The organism is Micromonospora sp. NPDC018662, assembly GCF_044391475.1.
GTDB lineage: Bacteria > Actinomycetota > Actinomycetes > Mycobacteriales > Micromonosporaceae > Micromonospora.
Genome location: NZ_JBISAC010000007.1, coordinates 114,156 through 131,728 on the forward strand (window position 1 = coordinate 114,156; position 17,573 = coordinate 131,728).

The 17,573-nt window shown below is 71.8% G+C and carries 16 protein-coding genes and 1 pseudogene; 7 read left to right on the top strand and 10 right to left on the bottom strand.

Annotated elements, in window-relative coordinates; all coding sequences use genetic code 11:
- Positions 1-119 precede the first annotated feature (119 nt).
- The gene (locus ACH495_RS20575) at positions 120-1,613 is read left to right on the top strand and encodes a hypothetical protein (RefSeq protein ID WP_396859337.1); all 1,494 of its coding nucleotides are present in this window, start codon (positions 120-122) and stop codon (positions 1,611-1,613) included.
- Between the two features lie 79 nt (positions 1,614-1,692).
- Here ACH495_RS20575 and coaE read toward each other — a convergent pair whose 3' ends face one another.
- Together coaE and rpsA are read right to left on the bottom strand one after the other, a co-directional pair.
- Entirely contained in the window at positions 1,693-2,871 is a 1,179-nt protein-coding gene (gene coaE / locus ACH495_RS20580; RefSeq protein ID WP_396859555.1) for a dephospho-CoA kinase, read from the bottom strand.
- Between the two features lie 212 nt (positions 2,872-3,083).
- Positions 3,084-4,613 carry a 30S ribosomal protein S1 gene (rpsA, locus tag ACH495_RS20585; RefSeq protein WP_343446028.1) on the bottom strand — a complete coding sequence of 510 codons (1,530 nt, stop codon included), beginning with the start codon at positions 4,611-4,613 and terminating at the stop codon, positions 3,084-3,086.
- Between the two features lie 319 nt (positions 4,614-4,932).
- On the opposite strand from rpsA, the gene ACH495_RS20590 reads away from it, so the two are divergent.
- From ACH495_RS20590 to ACH495_RS20610, 5 genes and pseudogenes are all read left to right on the top strand, one after another.
- Positions 4,933-5,736 (top strand): class I SAM-dependent methyltransferase, encoded by an 804-nt coding sequence (locus ACH495_RS20590; protein ID WP_396859338.1) that lies wholly within the window; start codon positions 4,933-4,935, stop codon positions 5,734-5,736.
- A 56-nt stretch (positions 5,737-5,792) separates the two neighbouring features.
- A complete protein-coding gene (locus tag ACH495_RS20595; RefSeq protein ID WP_396859339.1) occupies positions 5,793-6,395 on the top strand; it encodes a Uma2 family endonuclease in 603 nt (200 codons plus the stop codon).
- A 41-nt stretch (positions 6,396-6,436) separates the two neighbouring features.
- Positions 6,437-6,655, top strand: coding sequence for a DUF2945 domain-containing protein (locus ACH495_RS20600; protein ID WP_269690806.1), 219 nt, complete (start codon positions 6,437-6,439; stop codon positions 6,653-6,655).
- Positions 6,642-6,986, top strand: a pseudogene (locus ACH495_RS20605) (DUF3140 domain-containing protein); the annotation flags it as partial. The gene ACH495_RS20600 and the pseudogene ACH495_RS20605, both read left to right, overlap by 14 nt.
- A 51-nt stretch (positions 6,987-7,037) precedes the next feature.
- Complete coding sequence (locus ACH495_RS20610; RefSeq protein ID WP_396859340.1) at positions 7,038-7,904, top strand: lysostaphin resistance A-like protein; 867 nt, start codon at positions 7,038-7,040, stop codon at positions 7,902-7,904.
- An 86-nt stretch (positions 7,905-7,990) separates the two neighbouring features.
- On the opposite strand, the gene polA is transcribed toward ACH495_RS20610, so the two are convergent.
- Positions 7,991-10,690, bottom strand: a complete 2,700-nt coding sequence (gene polA, locus ACH495_RS20615; RefSeq protein WP_396859341.1) for a DNA polymerase I — start codon at positions 10,688-10,690, stop codon at positions 7,991-7,993.
- A 113-nt stretch (positions 10,691-10,803) separates the two neighbouring features.
- On the opposite strand from polA, the gene ACH495_RS20620 reads away from it, so the two are divergent.
- Positions 10,804-11,028 (top strand): hypothetical protein, encoded by a 225-nt coding sequence (locus ACH495_RS20620; protein ID WP_396859342.1) that lies wholly within the window; start codon positions 10,804-10,806, stop codon positions 11,026-11,028.
- Between the two features lie 39 nt (positions 11,029-11,067).
- On the opposite strand, the gene ACH495_RS20625 is transcribed toward ACH495_RS20620, so the two are convergent.
- The 7 genes from ACH495_RS20625 to ACH495_RS20655 are packed head-to-tail and all read right to left on the bottom strand — an operon-like array spanning position 11,068 to position 17,431.
- Positions 11,068-11,820: an amino acid ABC transporter ATP-binding protein gene (locus ACH495_RS20625; protein WP_396859556.1), complete on the bottom strand. Its 753-nt coding sequence runs from the start codon at positions 11,818-11,820 to the stop codon at positions 11,068-11,070.
- Positions 11,821-11,873: 53 nt separating this feature from the next.
- Positions 11,874-12,860, bottom strand: coding sequence for an amino acid ABC transporter permease (locus tag ACH495_RS20630; RefSeq protein WP_396859343.1), 987 nt, complete (start codon positions 12,858-12,860; stop codon positions 11,874-11,876).
- Between the two features lie 4 nt (positions 12,861-12,864).
- Positions 12,865-13,770, bottom strand: a complete 906-nt coding sequence (locus ACH495_RS20635; protein ID WP_396859344.1) for an ABC transporter substrate-binding protein — start codon at positions 13,768-13,770, stop codon at positions 12,865-12,867.
- 30 nt (positions 13,771-13,800) lie between these two features.
- Positions 13,801-14,511, bottom strand: a complete 711-nt coding sequence (locus tag ACH495_RS20640) for an ABC transporter ATP-binding protein (RefSeq protein WP_396859345.1) — start codon at positions 14,509-14,511, stop codon at positions 13,801-13,803.
- Positions 14,501-15,346, bottom strand: coding sequence for an ABC transporter ATP-binding protein (locus ACH495_RS20645; RefSeq protein WP_396859346.1), 846 nt, complete (start codon positions 15,344-15,346; stop codon positions 14,501-14,503). Before ACH495_RS20645 ends, ACH495_RS20640 begins: the two co-directional genes overlap by 11 nt.
- Positions 15,339-16,484, bottom strand: a complete 1,146-nt coding sequence (locus tag ACH495_RS20650) for a branched-chain amino acid ABC transporter permease (RefSeq protein WP_396859347.1) — start codon at positions 16,482-16,484, stop codon at positions 15,339-15,341. Before ACH495_RS20650 ends, ACH495_RS20645 begins: the two co-directional genes overlap by 8 nt.
- Entirely contained in the window at positions 16,481-17,431 is a 951-nt protein-coding gene (locus ACH495_RS20655; RefSeq protein ID WP_107157517.1) for a branched-chain amino acid ABC transporter permease, read from the bottom strand. The genes ACH495_RS20650 and ACH495_RS20655 overlap by 4 nt, the downstream gene beginning before the upstream one ends.
- Between the last annotated feature and the right edge of the window lie 142 nt (positions 17,432-17,573).

Consider the following 17,573-nt stretch of genomic DNA (forward strand, 5'->3'; position numbering starts at 1 on the left):
GGTCGCGCCGTGATCGCGCGCCCGGCACCGGCGCGTCCACCCCGCCGCGGGAGCCGGGCCGACCGCCCGCCCCCGGGCACCCGCCTCGGATCGCCGCGCGCGGCAACGGTGACCAGCACGTGCCGCGCGAGCCCGGCCGGGGTCACCGCCGGGCCCGCACCAGCGTCCCGACCCGGCCCGGCGCCGTGGCCGGCCGTCGCCGGCGACCCGGCGTCGCGACCGGCCCGACCCCGACCGTCGCCGCCCGACCGGGCGAGGACGGCGCGCTGGACGGGGCGGACGACCCGCCGGAACGGCCGACCCGGCGACGCGCCGCGCTGGCCGCGCTCGTACTCGCCGCCGCCGCCTCGGCGACCGTCCTGGTCGCCGGGCTGCCCGGCGGGTCACCACCGCGGTCGGGGCCGACGGAACGCCCGCTCACCGCCGCCGAGGCCGAACGGGTGGCCGCGCTGCGGGTGACCAACGTCCGTGACCTGCGCGCCGGCGTCCGGGTCACGGCCGGCGCCGGCCGGGACCGGATCGAACTGCTCGGCTGGGTCGACTGGGCCCGGCCGCTGCTCTACCTGGACGTCGGCGGTCCCGGCGCGGGTGCCGACCGGGGGCTCGTCCAGGCCACCGCGGCGGCGCTGCTGGTCCGGCCGGAACCGGTCGCGCTGCCCACGCCCGCGCGACCACCGCTGGTGCCGCCGCCCGACCGGTGGCGGCTCCGCGAACCGCCGGCCGGGCGGGGGCTGGCCGCCGTCCGGGACCTGCTGCTCGGGCTGGGCGCGGACCGGCTCGACCCGGTCGGGCGGGACGGCCGGTGGCTGCGCCGCGACGACCTCGCCGGCATCCCGGTGGACGTGCTCCGGGCGCCGCTGGCCGCCCCGTCGGGCGACCCGTGGCCGACGCTCTGGCTGGACCGGGACGCCCGGCTGCACCGGCTGGCCGGCCGGCTGCCCGACGGCACGCCGGTCACCGTCGACCTGGAGCGTGCCGACCGGCCCGCCCCGCACGCCGTGGACGCGCTCGGTGGCCGGGCCGGGCAGCCCCGGGCGCTGAGCGACGACGAGGCCGACCGGTTGGCCGGGCTGCCCGGCCGGCTGCGGCACGCCGGCGGCGCGGCGGTGACCGTGGCCGCTCCGCTCGACCCGTCCACCACCCTGCACGGCCTGGGCACGCTGAGCTGGTCGACGCCGTCGGCGTACCTCACGGTGACCGACGACGACACCGGCCGGCGTACGCTGCGCCGGGCCGGGCCGGACGGGGTGACCCACGCGCAGGCGGCCCCGGACGGGGTCGGCACGCTCCCGCCGCCGACGCCCGAGGGGCGGCTCACCACCGCCTCCCGACGAGCCACCGACGACCTGGACCGGCTACTCGCGGCCGCGCTGCGGGCCGGCACCCGGCCACCGGACCGACCGGCGGTCCGGATCCGGGAGGACCGGACCGCCGACCGCACGGTGGACGTCGTCGAGGTGCCGGGCGGCCTGCGCTGGTGGCTCGACCGGAGCGGGCTGCCGCACCGCCTGGAGCTGCGCACCGGGCGGGGCGTCTGGATCCACCTCGACCTCACCCCCACCTCGCCGAAGCCCGCTGATTCACGGAAAGTGGGGCCATCCGGCGCGGAATGAGCACACTTTCCGTGAATCAGCGGGCGGGTGGGTCGGGGGGTGGGGGGCGAAGGGGGTGGGGGGGCGAAGGGGGTGGGGGTCAGGGGTGCCAGGCGGTTTGCGTGGCCCACGCCTCGGCGCGCAGGTGCTCCTCGTCGAACCAGGGGTCGGTGAGCGTGCCGCGCTCCGCGCTGTCCGGCGCGGTGGCCACCAGATCGCGCTTGACCTGGAGGTACGCGGCCCGTTGCGCCGGGTCGGCGCGGAGGTGGTCGCGCATCAGCAGCGCGTACCGCCAGCCGGCGGAGCCGGCGACCCGCAGGTGCAGCAGCACCGGACGGCCCGGGTCCGCGCCGCCGTGCAGCCGCTTCGCCCAGTGCACCCCGTCGGGGCGGCGCGGCGCGTCCCGCCACTCGCCGGGCAACCGGGGGAAGCCCGCGTCGGCCAGCCGGTCGGCGAGCGGACCGTCCGCCTCCGCCAGCGAGGCGACGGTCAGCTGGATGTCGATGACGTCCGGCGCGGCCAGCCCGGGCACGGCGGTGGAGCCGATGTGGTCGACCCGGAGATCGTCCCCGACCGCGTGGCGGATCCGCGCCGCCAGCCGGGCGTACTGCGCGGGCCAGGTCGGGTCCGGCACGGCGAGCGTCGGCCGCTCGGCCCGGACGGCGTGCCGCTCGCGGACGTTGCGCTCGTAGGGCAGCAACCGGCCCCGCCAGAGGTCGTCCACCGCGTCGTGCAGGTCGGCCAGCGCGCCGTCGTTGGTGAGCAGCACGTCCGCCACCGCCGCCCGACGGGCGTCGTCGGCCTGCGCGGCGATCCGCCGCTCGGCCTCGGCCGGGTCCATGCCCCGGTCCCGGGACAGTCGCGCCAGCCGCGTCGGCACCGCCGTCTGCACCACCACCACCAGGTGGTACGTGGGCGCGAGCCCCACCTCGACCAGCAGCGGCACGTCGTTGACCACCACCGCGTCGGCGGGCGCGGCGGCGACCAGCTCGGCGGCCCGCGCCCGGACCCGGGGGTGGGTGATCGCCTCCAGCCGGCGGCGGGCGACCTCGTCGCCGAAGACCAGCGCGCCCAGGGCGGCCCGGTCCAGCGCGCCGTCCGGCCCGAGGACCCGGTCGGAGAACGCGGCGACCACCTCGGCCAGCCCCTCGGTGCCCGGCGCGACCACCTCGCGGGCGATCTGGTCCGAGTCGACGACCACCGCGCCGAGCGCGGCGAGGCGGGCCGCCACCGCGCTCTTGCCGGATCCGATGCCGCCCGTCAGCCCCACCTTCAGCATCCGGACAGTCAACCGGATCACCTGGTGCATGCCAAACAGGCCGAGGCGCCCGCGCCGCCGGTCGGGCGGCACGGCGAGCCGACTCGCCGTACGTGGACACGACGCGGGCCCCGCCCCCGGGCGCTCCGCTGGTGCGGAACGCCGGGGACGGGGCCCGTCGTCAGAGGCAGCCGCTGGTGCGTCCGGGTGGACGAACCGGCGTCAGCGACCGGTCACTTGCCGCCGGCGAGCTTCTCGCGCAGCGCGGCGAGCGCCTCGTCGGTGGCCAGCGTGCCGGCCGGCTCCTCGGCCTGACGGCTCGGGGCCGACGAGGTCGAGGTGGTGGTGGCGCTGGCGGGCGGGGCCGGGTTGGCCGCGGCCTCGGCGTCGGCGGCACGGGAGGTCTGCACCTGCTTGGTGTGGGCCTCCCAGCGCTGACGCGCCTCGGCGTACTGGTTCTCCCAGGTCTCGCGCTGCTTGTCGTAGCCCTCGAGCCACTCGCCCGTCTCCGGGTCGAAGCCCTCCGGGTAGATGTAGTTGCCCTCGTTGTCGTACGTCGCGGCCATGCCGTAGAGGGTCGGGTCGAAGTGCTCCTCGCCCTCGACGAAGCCCTCGTTGGCCTGCTTGAGCGACAGCGAGATCCGGCGGCGCTCCAGGTCGATGTCGATGACCTTGACCATGACCTCGGAGCCGACCTGCACGACCTGCTCCGGGATCTCCACGTGGCGCTCGGCCAGCTCGGAGATGTGGACCAGGCCCTCGATGCCGTCGTCCACCCGGACGAACGCGCCGAACGGCACCAGCTTGGTGACCTTACCCGGCACGATCTGCTGGATCGCGTGGGTGCGGGCGAACTGACGCCACGGGTCCTCCTGGGTCGCCTTCAGCGACAGCGAGACCCGCTCGCGGTCCAGGTCGACGTCCAGGACCTCGACCTCGACCTCCTGGCCCACCTCGACGACCTCGGACGGGTGGTCGATGTGCTTCCAGGACAGCTCGGAGACGTGCACGAGGCCGTCCACGCCGCCCAGGTCGACGAACGCGCCGAAGTTGACGATCGAGGAGACGACGCCCTTGCGGACCTGCCCCTTCTGGAGCTTGTTGAGGAACTCGGTGCGCACCTCGGACTGCGTCTGCTCCAGCCAGGCCCGGCGGGACAGGACCACGTTGTTGCGGTTCTTGTCCAGCTCGATGATCTTGGCTTCGAGCTCGCGGCCGACGTACGGCTGGAGGTCGCGCACCCGCCGCATCTCGACCAGCGACGCGGGCAGGAAGCCGCGCAGGCCGATGTCGAGGATGAGACCACCCTTGACGACCTCGATGACCGAGCCGCGGACGACACCGTCCTCGTCCTTGATCTTCTCGATCGTGCCCCAGGCCCGCTCGTACTGCGCCCGCTTCTTGGAGAGGATCAGCCGACCCTCCTTGTCCTCCTTCTGGAGGACGAGGGCCTCGATGTGGTCGCCGACCGAAACAACCTCGGCCGGGTCCACGTCGTGCTTGATCGACAGCTCCCGAGAGGGGATCACGCCCTCGGTCTTGTAGCCGATGTCGAGCAGGACCTCGTCCCGATCGACCTTGACGACGGTGCCTTCGACAATGTCGCCGTCGTTGAAGTACTTGATGGTCTCGTCGATAGCGGCGAGGAATGCTTCCTCAGAGCCGAGATCGTCGTGCGTGACCTTGTTGGCGCTCGAGGTGGCCTCGATGCTGCTCGTCATGTGGGCGGTTGCTCCGGTCGGATGGGTTGTCACAGCGGGCATGGGTGTCGCGGTGACTCTTCCGCGCCAACGGATCCGCCGCCGGGCACACCGAACGATCGACGCGAGAAGATCATTAGTGGCTCCGGTGACCGCGCACCTGCTCCCTGCCGAGGCACACGATCCGCGAGCGCATCGTCTAGCCTACCCGCTGCATTACCACAGCGTGCAAGCCCTCCCGGGTCCGTGCGACCGCATCGGCTGCGAAAGCGGAGATTTCGCGCGGTAAGGGGCCACTCCTGTCTCGTCCGTCACATCTGCCCCACCCGCGACACGCCGACCCGCCCGCGACGCGGCGTCCCACCGGCCCTAGCGTGGACTCGTGGACGACGACAGGGTGACCCGCCGGCGGGTCGGGGCCGCCGAGATCCGCCGCGCCAACCGCGGCTGGTGGGACACCGACGCCGACGCCTACCAGGCCGAGCACGGCACGTTCCTCGGCGACGTCGACTTCGTCTGGTGCCCGGAAGGGCTGCGCGAGGCCGACGCGCGGCTGCTCGGCGACGTCACCGGCCGTCGGATCCTCGAACTGGGCGCCGGCGCGGCCGCCGCCGCCCGCTGGCTCGCCGCCCAGGGCGCCCGGCCGGTCGCGCTGGACCTCTCCGCCGGCATGTTGCGGCACGCCGCCGACGCCGCCGACCGCAGCGGGGTACGCGTGCCGCTGGTCCAGGCCGACGCGCTGGCGCTGCCCTTCGCCGACGCCGCCTTCGACACGGTCTGCACCGCGTTCGGCGCGATCCCGTTCGTGGACGACTCGGCGGCGGCGATGCGCGAGGTGGCCCGGGTGCTGCGCCCCGGCGGCCGGTGGGTCTTCTCGGTCACCCACCCGATGCGCTGGATCTTCCTCGACGACCCCGGCCAGGGCGGGCTGACCGCCGTGCACTCGTACTTCGACCGGTCCCCCTACGTCGAGCAGGACGCGCACGGCGTGGCCACGTACGTGGAGCAGCACCGGACGCTGGGCGACCGCATCCGGGAGCTGGTCGGGGCCGGCTTCCGCCTGCTCGACCTGGTGGAGCCGGAGTGGCCGGCCGGGCACGAGGGGATCTGGGGCCAGTGGAGCCCGCTACGCGGCCGGCTCTTCCCCGGCACCGCCATCTTCGTCGCGGAGAAGCAGGCCGCCTGACCGCGTCGCACGTCCGGTGCGACGTCGGTGACGTCACGCGGCGGTACGCTCGCCGCATGAGCGCCGAGCCCATCCCGACATCACCTGGCCCCTGGTGTCCGGACCCGATGCGGCAGCAGCGTGCGGACTACACGCTGGAGGACCTGCTCACCCTGCCGGACGACGCCCCCCGCGTCGAACTCGTCGACGGAGTAATCCAGGTGACACCCTCCCCCACCCTGGGCCACCAGAACATCGCCAGCCTGCTGTGGCTCTGGCTTCGGTCCCATGCACCGGCTCACCTTCGAGCCTCCCAGTCGGTCGGAGTCGGGCTCAGCCCCAACACCAGCCGGCAACCGGACGTGCTGCTCCACCACGCGGGGCTGCCGAGCGACCGGTCGCGCCTACGGCCGAAGGACGTCGTGCTGGCCGTCGAGATCGTCTCCCCCGGCACCCGGCGAGTGGACCGGTTCGCCAAACCGGGTGAGTACGCCGCCGCCGGCATCCCGTTCTACTGGCGGATCGAGCAGGACCCGGTGCACCTCTACGCGTACCGCCTCGGCGACCGGATCGGCCCCGGCGGCGAGCGTCAGTACGAACTGGTGGCCGACGGCAGCGAGGTGGTCGAGCTGGCCGAGCCGTTCGACATCAAGCTGCCGATCGCCGAGATCCGGCCCTGACCGCACCGTTACTCGGTCCGGCCGGCGGGTAACCGGCCGGCATGGCCGAGAAGGAGTTCCGCGCGGGTGACCACGTCTCCTGGGCCAGCCACAGCGGCCGGGCGTACGGCGTGGTCAAGGAGAAGCTGACCGAGCGCACCCACGTCCGCGGGCATCCGGTGAACGCCTCGCCGGAGCAGCCGCAGTACCGGATCACCAACGACGACTCCGGCCGCGACGTCGCCCACCGACCGGAGGTGCTGCGCGATGAGCCGCAGTGAGGACCCGCAGCAGACGTACCGGGAGTTCACCGACGCGGTGAACATGAAGCCCGCCGAGCTGACCCGCTGGCTGGAGACTGACGAGTCCAAGCACGTCGGCTGGCACAAGCCGGGCACCAAGGGCGGCGAGTCGGTCGGGCACGACTCCGGCCGCCGGATCGTCGACCTGCTGCGCCGCAAGCGTGACCAGCTCACCGCCGCCGACTACAAGCACATGCGCAAGGTGGTCGGATACGTGCACCGGCACCTGGCCCAGCGCCCGTCCGGCGACGTCCGCGACACGAGGTGGCGCTGGTCGCTGATGAACTGGGGCCACGACCCGCTCAAGGGCTGAGCCTCGCGAGAGGCGGTCCGGTCGCGCGTCGTTGGTACCGTGCCGGCGATGACGACAGACGCCCCGACCGCCCGCCGTCATCCCCGAGCCGGACATGCCGTGCTCGTCGCCGGTCTGGCACTTGTCGCCGTCGCGGCACTCTGGCTCGCCGCCACCGGCGACACCGGCATCCGCTACAGCGCTGACCACACCGACACCGTGCCGGTGTGGACCCGGTGGATCCCGGCGCTGGTCGGCATCGCGCTGATCCGGCTGATCCCGCCCCCGTCGGATCCCCGATGGCCGGACCCGGTCGCGCCGTGGCGGGAGGCGGTGCCACTGCTGTTGGCCGGCGTCGCGTTCGCCGCGATCATGCCGCTGCTCGGCGGCGAGCCGGCGTACACCGTGCTGAAGCTCGCGCTGCTGCTCGGCGTACCGGCCGGGGTGTTCCTGGCCGCCCGGCGGTGGCCGCCGCGCTGGCGTCCCGGGCCGCCCCCGGCAGGCGCCGCCCACCGCTGGGGTCCGGCGCTGCCGGTGGTGGTGTGGCTGATGCTCAGCTACGCCACCCCGCTGGCGGCGCCGACCAGCGACTGGGGGCGGGCGATGACGCCGGTCGAGCTGGTCGTCACGGTGCTGGTGGTGTTCGCGATCAACGCGCTGCTGGAGGAGGTCTTCTACCGGCGATGGTTGCAGACCCGGTGGGAGTCGCTGCTCGGCCGGTGGCCGGCGATCGTGCTGGCGTCGCTGGTCTGGGCGGCATGGCACCTGGCCATCCAGGGCACCGGGCGGCCCGGCCTCGACCTGGCCATGTTGGCCGTCAACCAGGGCGTGCTCGGGCTCTTCCTCGGCTACCTGTGGTCGCGCTACCGCCGGATTTGGCCGCCTCTGGTGGTGCACGGCGCGCTCAACGCGATGCCCGGCCTGCTCGGTCTCTGACCGTCGCCGGTGATCAAGGAGTTCGCGTCGCCGGTGCGCCGGCATCCGACGCGAACTCCTTGATCACCGACTTCGACCGGCCGGGGTCAGTGGTCGGCGCTGTTCCAGTCGCGGCCCTCGCCGACCGACACCTCCAGCGGCACCGACAGCGGGTACGCCGCCCCCATCTCCTTGCGCACCAGCGCCTCCAGCGCCTCCCGTTCCCCGGGGGCAACCTCGAAGACCAGCTCGTCGTGCACCTGGAGCAGCATCCGGGAACGCAGCCCCGCGTCGCGCAGCGCGCCGTCGACGTGCAGCATGGCGACCTTGATGATGTCGGCCGCCGAGCCCTGGATCGGGGCGTTGAGCGCCATCCGCTCGGCCATCTCCCGGCGCTGCCGGTTGTCGCTGACCAGGTCGGGCAGGTAGCGGCGGCGACCCAGGATGGTGGAGGTGTAGCCGTCCTGCCGGGCCCGGGCCACCACCTCCTGGAGGTAGTCGCGAACGCCGCCGAACCCGGCGAAGTAGTTCTCCATCAGCCCACGGGCCTCCTCGGCGGTGATGCCGAGCTGCTGGGACAGGCCGAACGCGCTCAGCCCGTACGCCAGGCCGTAGTTCATCGCCTTGATCTTGCGGCGCTGGTCGGCGGTGACGTCGCCGACCTCGACGGTGAAGACCGAGGAGGCGGTCGCGGCGTGGAAGTCGTGCCCGGAGTTGAACGCCTCGACCAGTGCCTCGTCGGCGGACAGATGCGCCATGATCCGCATCTCGATCTGGCTGTAGTCGGCGGTGAGCAGGCATTCGTAGCCCTCGCCGACCACGAACGCCCGCCGGATCCGCCGCCCCTCCTCGGTGCGGATGGGGATGTTCTGGAGATTCGGCTCGGTGGACGACAGCCGGCCGGTCGCGGCCACCGTCTGGTTGAACGTGGTGTGGATCCGGCCGTCGTCGGAGACGGACTTGAGCAGCCCGTCGACAGTCGACTTGAGCTTGGCGACGTCGCGGTGGCGCAACAGGTGGTGCAGCAGCGGGTGCTCGGTCTGGGCGTACAGCCACTGCAGGGCGTCGGCGTCGGTGGTGTAGCCGGTCTTGATCCGCTTCGTCTTGGGCAGCGCCAGCTCGGTGAAGAGGATCTCCTGCAACTGCTTCGGCGAGCCCAGGTTGAACTCCCGGCCGACCACGCCGTACGCGCTCTGCGCGGCGGCCTTCACCTCGGCGGCGAAGTGCGCCTCCAGCTCGGAGAGGTAGTCGGTGTCGGCGGCGATGCCGGTGCGTTCCATGGCGGCGAGCACGCGCATCAGCGGCAGCTCCACCTCGGCCATCAGCCGGGCGGACTGCTCGCCGTCGCGGGACAGCTCGGCGTCGATCGCGTCGGCCAGGTCGAGCGTGGCGCGGGCCTGGAGCATCAGGTTCTGCTCGGCCGCGTCCTCGTCGCCGAACCCGTCCAGGGTGAGCTGGCCGGTCTCCGGCGCGTCGACGCGCAGCTCCCGGTGCAGGTAGCGCAGGGCCAGGTCGGTGAGGTCGTAGGAGCGCTGGTCGGGGCGGGCCAGGTAGGCGGCGATCTGGGTGTCGCGCGCGATGCCCCGAAGCTCCCAGCCGTGCGCGGCGAACGCCAGCACCGCCGGCTTGCTGTCGTGCAGCACCTTGGGCCGCCCGCCGTCGGCCAGCCACCCGGCCAGCGCGGCCTCGTCGGCCGCCTCCAGCCGGCTCGGGTCGAACCAGGCGGCCGCGCCGGCGGAGGTGGCGAGCGCCATCCCGGTCACGGTCGCGGTGTGCCGCCGGTTGGGGCCGGTGTCGAGCGTGGCGGCCAGGCCGACCGGCGCCCCGGCCGGGGCGTGCGCGTCCAGCCAACCGGCGAGCGCGCCCGGCTCGGTCAGCACCTCGCCGGCCAGCTCGAAGCCGGCCTCGGCCTCCGGCTCGACGGCTTCCAGGTATTGGTAGAGCCGGTCGCGCAGGATGCGGAACTGGAGCGTGTCGAAGACCTGGTGCACGGCCTCGCGGTCCCAGCCCTGCCAGCGGGCGTCCTCGGGCCGCACCGGCAGCTCCAGGTCGGTGACCAGGCAGTTGATCTCGTAGTTGCGGATCACGTCGGCGAGCCGCTCGCGCAGGCTGTCGCCCGCCTTGCCCTTGATCTCGTCGGCGCGCGCCACCACGCCCTCGACCCCGTCGTACAGGTTGATCCACTTGGCGGCGGTCTTCGGGCCGACACCGGGGACGCCGGGCAGGTTGTCGCTGGTCTCACCGACCAACGCGGCCAGGTCGCGGTAGCGGCCCGGGGTGACGCCGTACTTCGCCTCGACCGCCGCCGGGTCCATCCGGGCCAGGTCGGAGACGCCCTTGCGCGGGTAGAGCACGGTGACCCGGTCGCCGACGAGCTGGAACGCGTCCCGGTCGCCGGTGGTGATCAGCACGTCCATGCCCTGGTCGCGGGCCTGGCAGGCGAGGGTGGCGATCACGTCGTCGGCCTCGTAGCCGGGCTTCTCCACCACCGGCACGCGTAGCGCGGCGAGGACCTCCTTGACCAGGCTGACCTGGCCCTTGAAGTCGGTCGGGGTCTCACTGCGGCCGGCCTTGTACTCCGCGTATCTGTCGGTGCGGAAGGAGTGGCGGGAGACGTCGAACGCGACCACGATGTGGGTCGGCTGCTCGTCGCGGAGCACGTTGATCAGCATCGAGGTGAAGCCGTAGACGGCGTTCGTCGGCTGCCCCGTGGTGGTGGAGAAGTTTTCCACCGGCAGGGCGAAGAACGCCCGGTATGCCAGGGAGTGTCCGTCGACGAGGAGCAGGCGCGGCGTCGTAGCTGTCACGGCAGCGACTCTAGTCCGTGGCCCCGACATCCCCGGCACCAGCGGCCCCCACGGATCGCGACCGGACCGCTACGGTATGGAGATCCGTCGATAGCACTCACAAGGAGGACTCGATGCGACGATGGGGTGTCCGAATCCTGGTACCGGCGCTCGCCACGGCCGGCGCGCTGACCGTGCTGAGCGGTCCGGCGTTCGCCGGGTGGGTCAGCGGCGGGGTCTACACGCTCCAGTCGAAGTGCATCTCGGTCGGGCAGTCCCGGGTCAACAGCGGCATCTACCAGACCTACGTCTGTGAGCCGCAGAGTCCCGGCTGGCTGCTCCGCGGCTACGTGAACTGACCGGCGAGGTCCGGTGCGGCCCACGCCGCACCGGACCCGTCAGAGCACCTTCGCCAGGAACGCCTGGGTCCGCTCGTGCTTCGGCGCCGCGATCACCTCGCGCGGGTCGCCCTGCTCGACGACCACGCCGCCGTCCATGAAGACCAGGTGGTCGCCGACCTCCCGGGCGAAGCCGATCTCGTGGGTCACCACGATCATCGTCATGCCGTCGCGGGCAAGGTCCTTCATCGTGTCCAGCACCTCACCCACCAACTCCGGGTCGAGCGCGCTGGTCGGCTCGTCGAAGAGCATGAGCTTCGGCTGCATGGCCAGCGCCCGGGCGATCGCCACCCGCTGCTGCTGGCCACCGGAGAGCTGACCCGGGTACGCGCCGAGCTTGTCGCCCAGCCCCACCCGCTCCAGCAGCTCCGCGGCCCGCGCCCGGGCCTGCGCCTTCTTCGCCTGCCGCAGCAGCAGCGGCGCCTCGACGACGTTCTGCAACACGGTCATGTGCGGGAACAGGTTGAACCGCTGGAACACCATGCCGATCGCCCGGCGCTGCGCGGCCACCTCCTTGTCCCGCATCTCGTGCAGCTTCCCGCCGCGCTCCCGGTAGCCGATCAGGTCGCCGTCCACCCAGATCCGGCCGGCGTCGATCTTCTCCAGGTGGTTGATGCAGCGCAGGAACGTCGACTTGCCGGAGCCGGAGGGCCCGAGCAGGCAGCACACCTCGCCGGCGCGGACCTCCAGGTCGATGCCCTTGAGCACCTCCAGCGGCCCGAACGACTTGTGCACCTGCTCGGCGCGCACCATCAGGCCGGACTCGGCCGTCGGCGCGGTGGCCTGACCAGGAACGATCAACTCGGTCATGGTGTCCCCGCCCCTCCGGCGCCGCCTCCACCGGTCTCCGCGGCCAGCGTGCGCAGCCGCGCCCGGGCCCGTTGCGTGGTCCCGTAGCCCTTGCCGAAGTGGCGCTCCAGGAAATACTGCCCGACCAGGAGGATGCTGGTCAGAAACAGGTACCAGAGGCACGCCGCGACGTACATCGGGAAGATCTGGAACGTCCGCTTGCCGACGGCGTCGAGCTGGAAGAACAGCTCGACGCTGACCGGCACGTAGAGCAGCAGCGACGTGTCCTTGAGCATGGCGATGGTCTCGTTGCCGGTCGGCGGGATGATCACCCGCATGGCCTGCGGCAGCACCACCCGGCGCAGCAACTGGCCCCGGCTCAGGCCCAGCGCCTGGGCCGCCTCGGTCTGCCCGGGGTCAACCGACTGGATGCCGGCCCGGACGATCTCGGCCATGTAGGCGGCCTCGGAGAGCGCGAGCCCGAGCAGGCCGGCCATGAAACCGGTGAGGATGTCGCGGGAGGAGAACCCGAACAACCGCAGTTGCAGGTTGTCGATGCCGAACAACTGGCCGAGCTGGGTGTCGAAGGGTACGCCGAACTCGACCCGGCTCCACAGGATGCCGATGTTGCCGAACACGGCCAGCAGCACCAGCCGGGGCACGGCCCGGAAGAACCAGGTGTAGAGCCAGGCCACGCCGCGCAGGATCGGGTTGTCGGAGAGCCGCATCACCGCGATCACCACGCCGAGCGTGACGCCGATCAGCATCGCGCTGACCGTCATCAGCACGGTGCCGCGCAGCAGTCCCTCGATGATCGGCGGGCGGAACATCTTGTCGACCATGAAGGACCAGTTGAAGGCCTCGTTGGTCACCAGCAGGTGGACGAACATCGCGGTCAGCACGGCGAGCACCGCCACCGCGATCCAGCGTCCCGGGTGCCGCACGGGCACGGCCTTGATCGGTTCCGGCCGTGCCCGTGCGGTTGTCGCTTCCTCGGTGGTCATGTCGTCACGGGTTGATCGCGGGATCCGTGATCGCGCCGTCCCCCACCTTCCACTTGTCCAGCACCTGCTTGTACGAGCCGTCGGTGATCAGCGCCTTGGTGGCGTCGCGCACCGCCTCCGCGAACTGCGCCTGCTCCTTGGCCACCACGTAACCGTACGGGGCCGCCTCGTACTGCTTGTCCAGCAGCTCCAGGGCGTCGTTGGACTTAGTCACCGCGTACACCCCGACCGGGTAGTCGGCGAGCATCGCGTCGTCCTTGCCGGAGACGACCGCGGCGGTGGCGGCGTCCTGGCCCGGGAACTGGTCGATCGTGATGGCCGGCTTGCCGGCGTCGGTGCAGGTCTTGGAACGCTTCTGGATGTCCTCGACCTGGACCGTGTCCTTCTGCACCGCGATCTTCTTGCCGCAGGCGTTGTCCAGCGCCACCCCGGCCGGATTGCCCTTCTTGGTCACCCACTGGGTGCCGACCTGGAAGTAGCTGACCATGTTGGCCTGACCCTTGCGCTCGTCGTTGACGGTGAACGACGAGACGCCGACCTCGTACTTGCCCGAGTTGACGCCGTTGATGATGTCGCCGAACGGCGCCGAGACGAACTCCGCCTTCAGGCCGAGCTTGGCCGCCACGGCGGTGAACAGCTCGACGTCGAAGCCGATGACGGTCTTGCCGTCGGAGTCGAGGAACTCGGCCGGGGCGTACGTGGAGTCGGTGCCGACCACGATCTTGCCGTCGGACTTGATGGCGTCGGGCACCTTGGCGGCCAGCGAGGAATCCGCCGTGGCGGTCACGCTCGCGCCGCCGCCGGGCTGCTCGGTGCTCTCCTCCTCACCGCAGGCGGCGAGGGAGAGCAGGAGGACGGCCGCGCCGGCGACGCCGAGCGCCGCCCGCCGGCCGGGGCTGCTGTGGAACATGGGGTACTCCTTTTGCGAGGGGGGCGTCGGTCAGGCCACGCCGAGGTAGGCCTCTTTGACCGAGGGGTCGTGCAGCAGGTCGGCGCCGGTGCCGCTCTTGACGATCCGGCCGGTCTCCAGCACGTACGCCCGGTGCGCGCGGGCCAGGGCCTGCTGGGCGTTCTGCTCGACCAGCAGGATGGTGGTGCCCTGCTGGTTGATCTCCGTGATGATGGTGAAGATCTGCTGGATGAGCATCGGCGCGAGACCCATCGACGGCTCGTCGAGCAGCAGCAGCTTCGGCCGGCTCATCAGCGCCCGGCCGACCGCCAGCATCTGCTGCTCGCCGCCGGAGAGCGTGCCGCCGGCCTGCTTGCGCCGCTCGGCCAGCCGGGGGAACAGCTCCAGCACCCGCGCCAGGTCCTGCGCGATGCCGGCCTTGTCCCGCCGGGTGTACGCACCCATGTCGAGGTTCTCCAGCACCGTCATGCCGGGGAAGATGCCCCGGCCCTCGGGCGCCTGGCACAGCCCGCGCCGCACCCGCAGGTCGGCCCGCAGCTTGGAGATGTCCTCACCGGCGAACTTGATGCTGCCGGTGGCGATCGGCCGGATGCCGGAGATCGCCCGCATGGTGGTGGACTTGCCGGCGCCGTTCGCGCCGATCAGCGCGACGATCTCGCCCTCGTCCACGGTCAGGCTGATGCCGTGCAGCGCCTGGATCCGCCCGTAGAGCAGGCTCACGTCCTCGATCTCAAGCAGCATCGTCCGGCACCCCCAGGTACGCCGCGATCACCTTCGGGTTGTCCCGCACCTCGGCGGGCAGCCCTTCGGCGATCTTCTTTCCGAACTCCAGCACCACGATCCGGTCGGTCACGCCCATCACCAGGCGCATGTCGTGCTCGATCAGCAGCACCGTCACGCCGGTGTCGCGGATCTGCCGGATGAGCTGGAGCAGTTCCTCCTTCTCCGCCGGGTTGAAGCCGGCGGCCGGCTCGTCCAGGCAGAGCAGCACCGGGTCGGTGGCCAGCGCCCGGGCGATCTCCAGGCGCCGCTGCTCCCCGTACGACAGGTTGCGGGCGAACTCGTGCATCCGGGGCAGGATGCCGACGAACTCCAGCAGGCGCTCGGCCTTCTCCCGACCCTCGCGCTCCTCCTTCCAGTGCCGCGGCAGCCGCAGCAGCGCGGAGATCACGCTGGTCTTGTGGTGCGCGTCCGCGCCGACCTGGACGTTCTCCAGCGCGGTCATCTCCGGGAAGAGCCGGATGTTCTGGAACGTGCGGGCCATGCCCATCCGGGTGATCTGGTGGCGCTTCTTGCCGCTGATCTTCTCGCCCCGGAACCGGATCTGCCCCTCGGTGGGCTGGTAGATGCCGGTCATCGCGTTGAAGCAGGTGGTCTTGCCCGCGCCGTTGGGCCCGATCAGCCCGAGGATCTCGCCCTTGTAGAGGGTGAAGTCCACGTCGTTGAGGGCCACCACGCCGCCGAAGCGCAGCGTGACGTGGTCGACCTCCAGCAGCGGCTCGCGCTTGTCCACCGTCTCGACGGCGGGCGCCGCCGCCTGGGCCGGGACGGCCGGGGTCTGCTCGGTGTCACTCACCGACGATCACCTCCTTGCGACGGTCCTTGAACTCCGCCGCTCGTCGCCGGTTCGGGATGAGGCCCTGCGGCCGGAAGATCATCATGATCACGAGCACCAGGCCGAAGAAGAGGAACCGGTACTCGTACAGCTCGACGCCGAACAGCTCGATGCCGCGGAACCGCTCGATCATGTACGCCACCAGGCCGCCGCCGACGATCGCGCCGACGATGTTGCCGGAGCCGCCGAAGATGACCGCGGCCAGGATGATGATCGAGTTGAGCAGCTCGAAGTTCTGCGAGTTGACGAAGTTCTGCTTGCCGGCGAACAGCGCGCCGGCCAGGCCGGCGATCGCCGCGCCGGAGGCGAACGCCCACAGCTTGAACTTGAACGTCGGCACGCCCATGAGCTGGGCCGCGTCCTCGTCCTCCCGGATCGAGATCCAGGCCCGGCCGACCCGGCTGTGGGTCAGGTTCCGCACCCCGATCACTACCAGGATGATCAGCGTGAGCACCAGCCAGTAGTAGGGGCGGGCGTCGAGCACGCCGAAGAACGGCTTGCCGTCGGCGTACTTGCCGGGCGGGTGCGGGATCTGGTTGAAGCCCCGCTGCCCCTTGAGGAACTCGGAGCTGACCGCCGCGATCCGGATCATCTCGGCGAAGCCGAGCGTCACCAGCGCCAGGTAGTCGCCGCGCAGGCGCAGCGTCGGCGTGCCCAGCATGACGCCGGAGACCATGGTCAGGGCGATCGCGATCGGCACCACCAGCAGCCACGGCCACAGCGTCTTGATGTTGCTGCTCGGCGACGTCAGCACCGCGACCGTGTACGCGCCGACCGCGAAGAAGCCGAAGTAGCCCAGGTCGAGCAGGCCGGCGAAGCCGACCACGATGTTCAGCCCGACCGCCAGCAACACGTAGATCGAGACGGTGAAGAGCACCTGGGTGAAGTTCGCCCCGGGCGTCGGGATCGGCCCGAGGTACTGGTAGAACTCCTTGTTCGGCAACGCGTAGAAGAACACGATGACCGCGGCCAGCAGCGCCCAGCGCACCCAGCGCGGAGCGTGGTGCCACCGGTTCGCGACGGCCTCGCGGGCGTGCCGCAGTCGGACCCCGATCCCCTCCTGCTGCTCCGGGGTCGGCGGATTCACCGTCGTCGTCATGCCCGTGCCCTCCCCAGTGATTCGCCCAGCAGACCGGTCGGCCGGAACATCAGCAGCACGACCAGGACCGCGAACGCGGCGAAGTCCTTCCACTGACTGCCGAACAGGCCCGAGGCGTAGTTCTCCACGACGCCCAGCAGCAGGCCGCCGATCAGCGCGCCGCGCAGGTTGCCGATGCCGCCGAGCACCGCGGCGGTGAACGCCTTCAGGCCCAGCAGGAAGCCGACGCTGTAGGTCAGCGTCTGGATCCGGACGTCGTAGAGCAGGCCCGCGACGCCGGCCATGGTGCCGCCGGCGATGAAGACCATCAGGATGATCCGGTCCTTGTTGACGCCCATCAGCGCCGCCGTGTTGGCGTCCTGGGCCACCGCCCGGATGCCGCGGCCGGTGCGGCTGCGGTTGATGAACTGGTCGAGCGCGAACATCATCACCAGCGCGGCGCCGATGGTGAGCAGCTGGATGCTGTCGATCGGCACGCCGGCGACGTGGAACAGCGGCTTGGAGCTGACCAGCGACGGCGCGCCCTGCGGCAGGCGTCGGGTGTAGACGCCGAACGCCTCGGAGATCGCGATCGAGGCGCCGATCGCGGTGATGAGGAACGCCAGCGGCGGCGCGTTGCGCTTGCGCAGCGGCCGGTACGCCACCCGCTCGATCACCGTCGCGGTGCCGGCCGAGGCGATGGCCGCCACGATCATCGCCACCAGCAGATAGAACAGGATCGAGCCGACGCCGCTGACCTGGGAGTCCTGGTCGAGGCCGAAGCCGTTCCAGGTCCAGATCGCGGCGAACGCGCCGGCGATGAAGACCTCGGAGTGGGCGAAGTTGATGAGCCTGAGCACGCCGTAGACCAGCGTGTAGCCGAGCGCGACCAGGGCGTAGATCGCGCCCTGCGTCAGGCCGGTCGTGGTGAGTTCCCCGAAGTTGGAGAACAGTCCGTCGAAGTTCAAGGAGGGACGCTCCGTCGCTGAAGAGAAAAAGGGGGTGGGGGGGGGGGGCCCCCCCCCCCCCCCCCCCCCCCCCCCACAAAAAAAACCCCCCCCCCCCCCCCCACCCCGGCGTAGGCATGTGTGAGGGCGGGTGTGGGGGCGG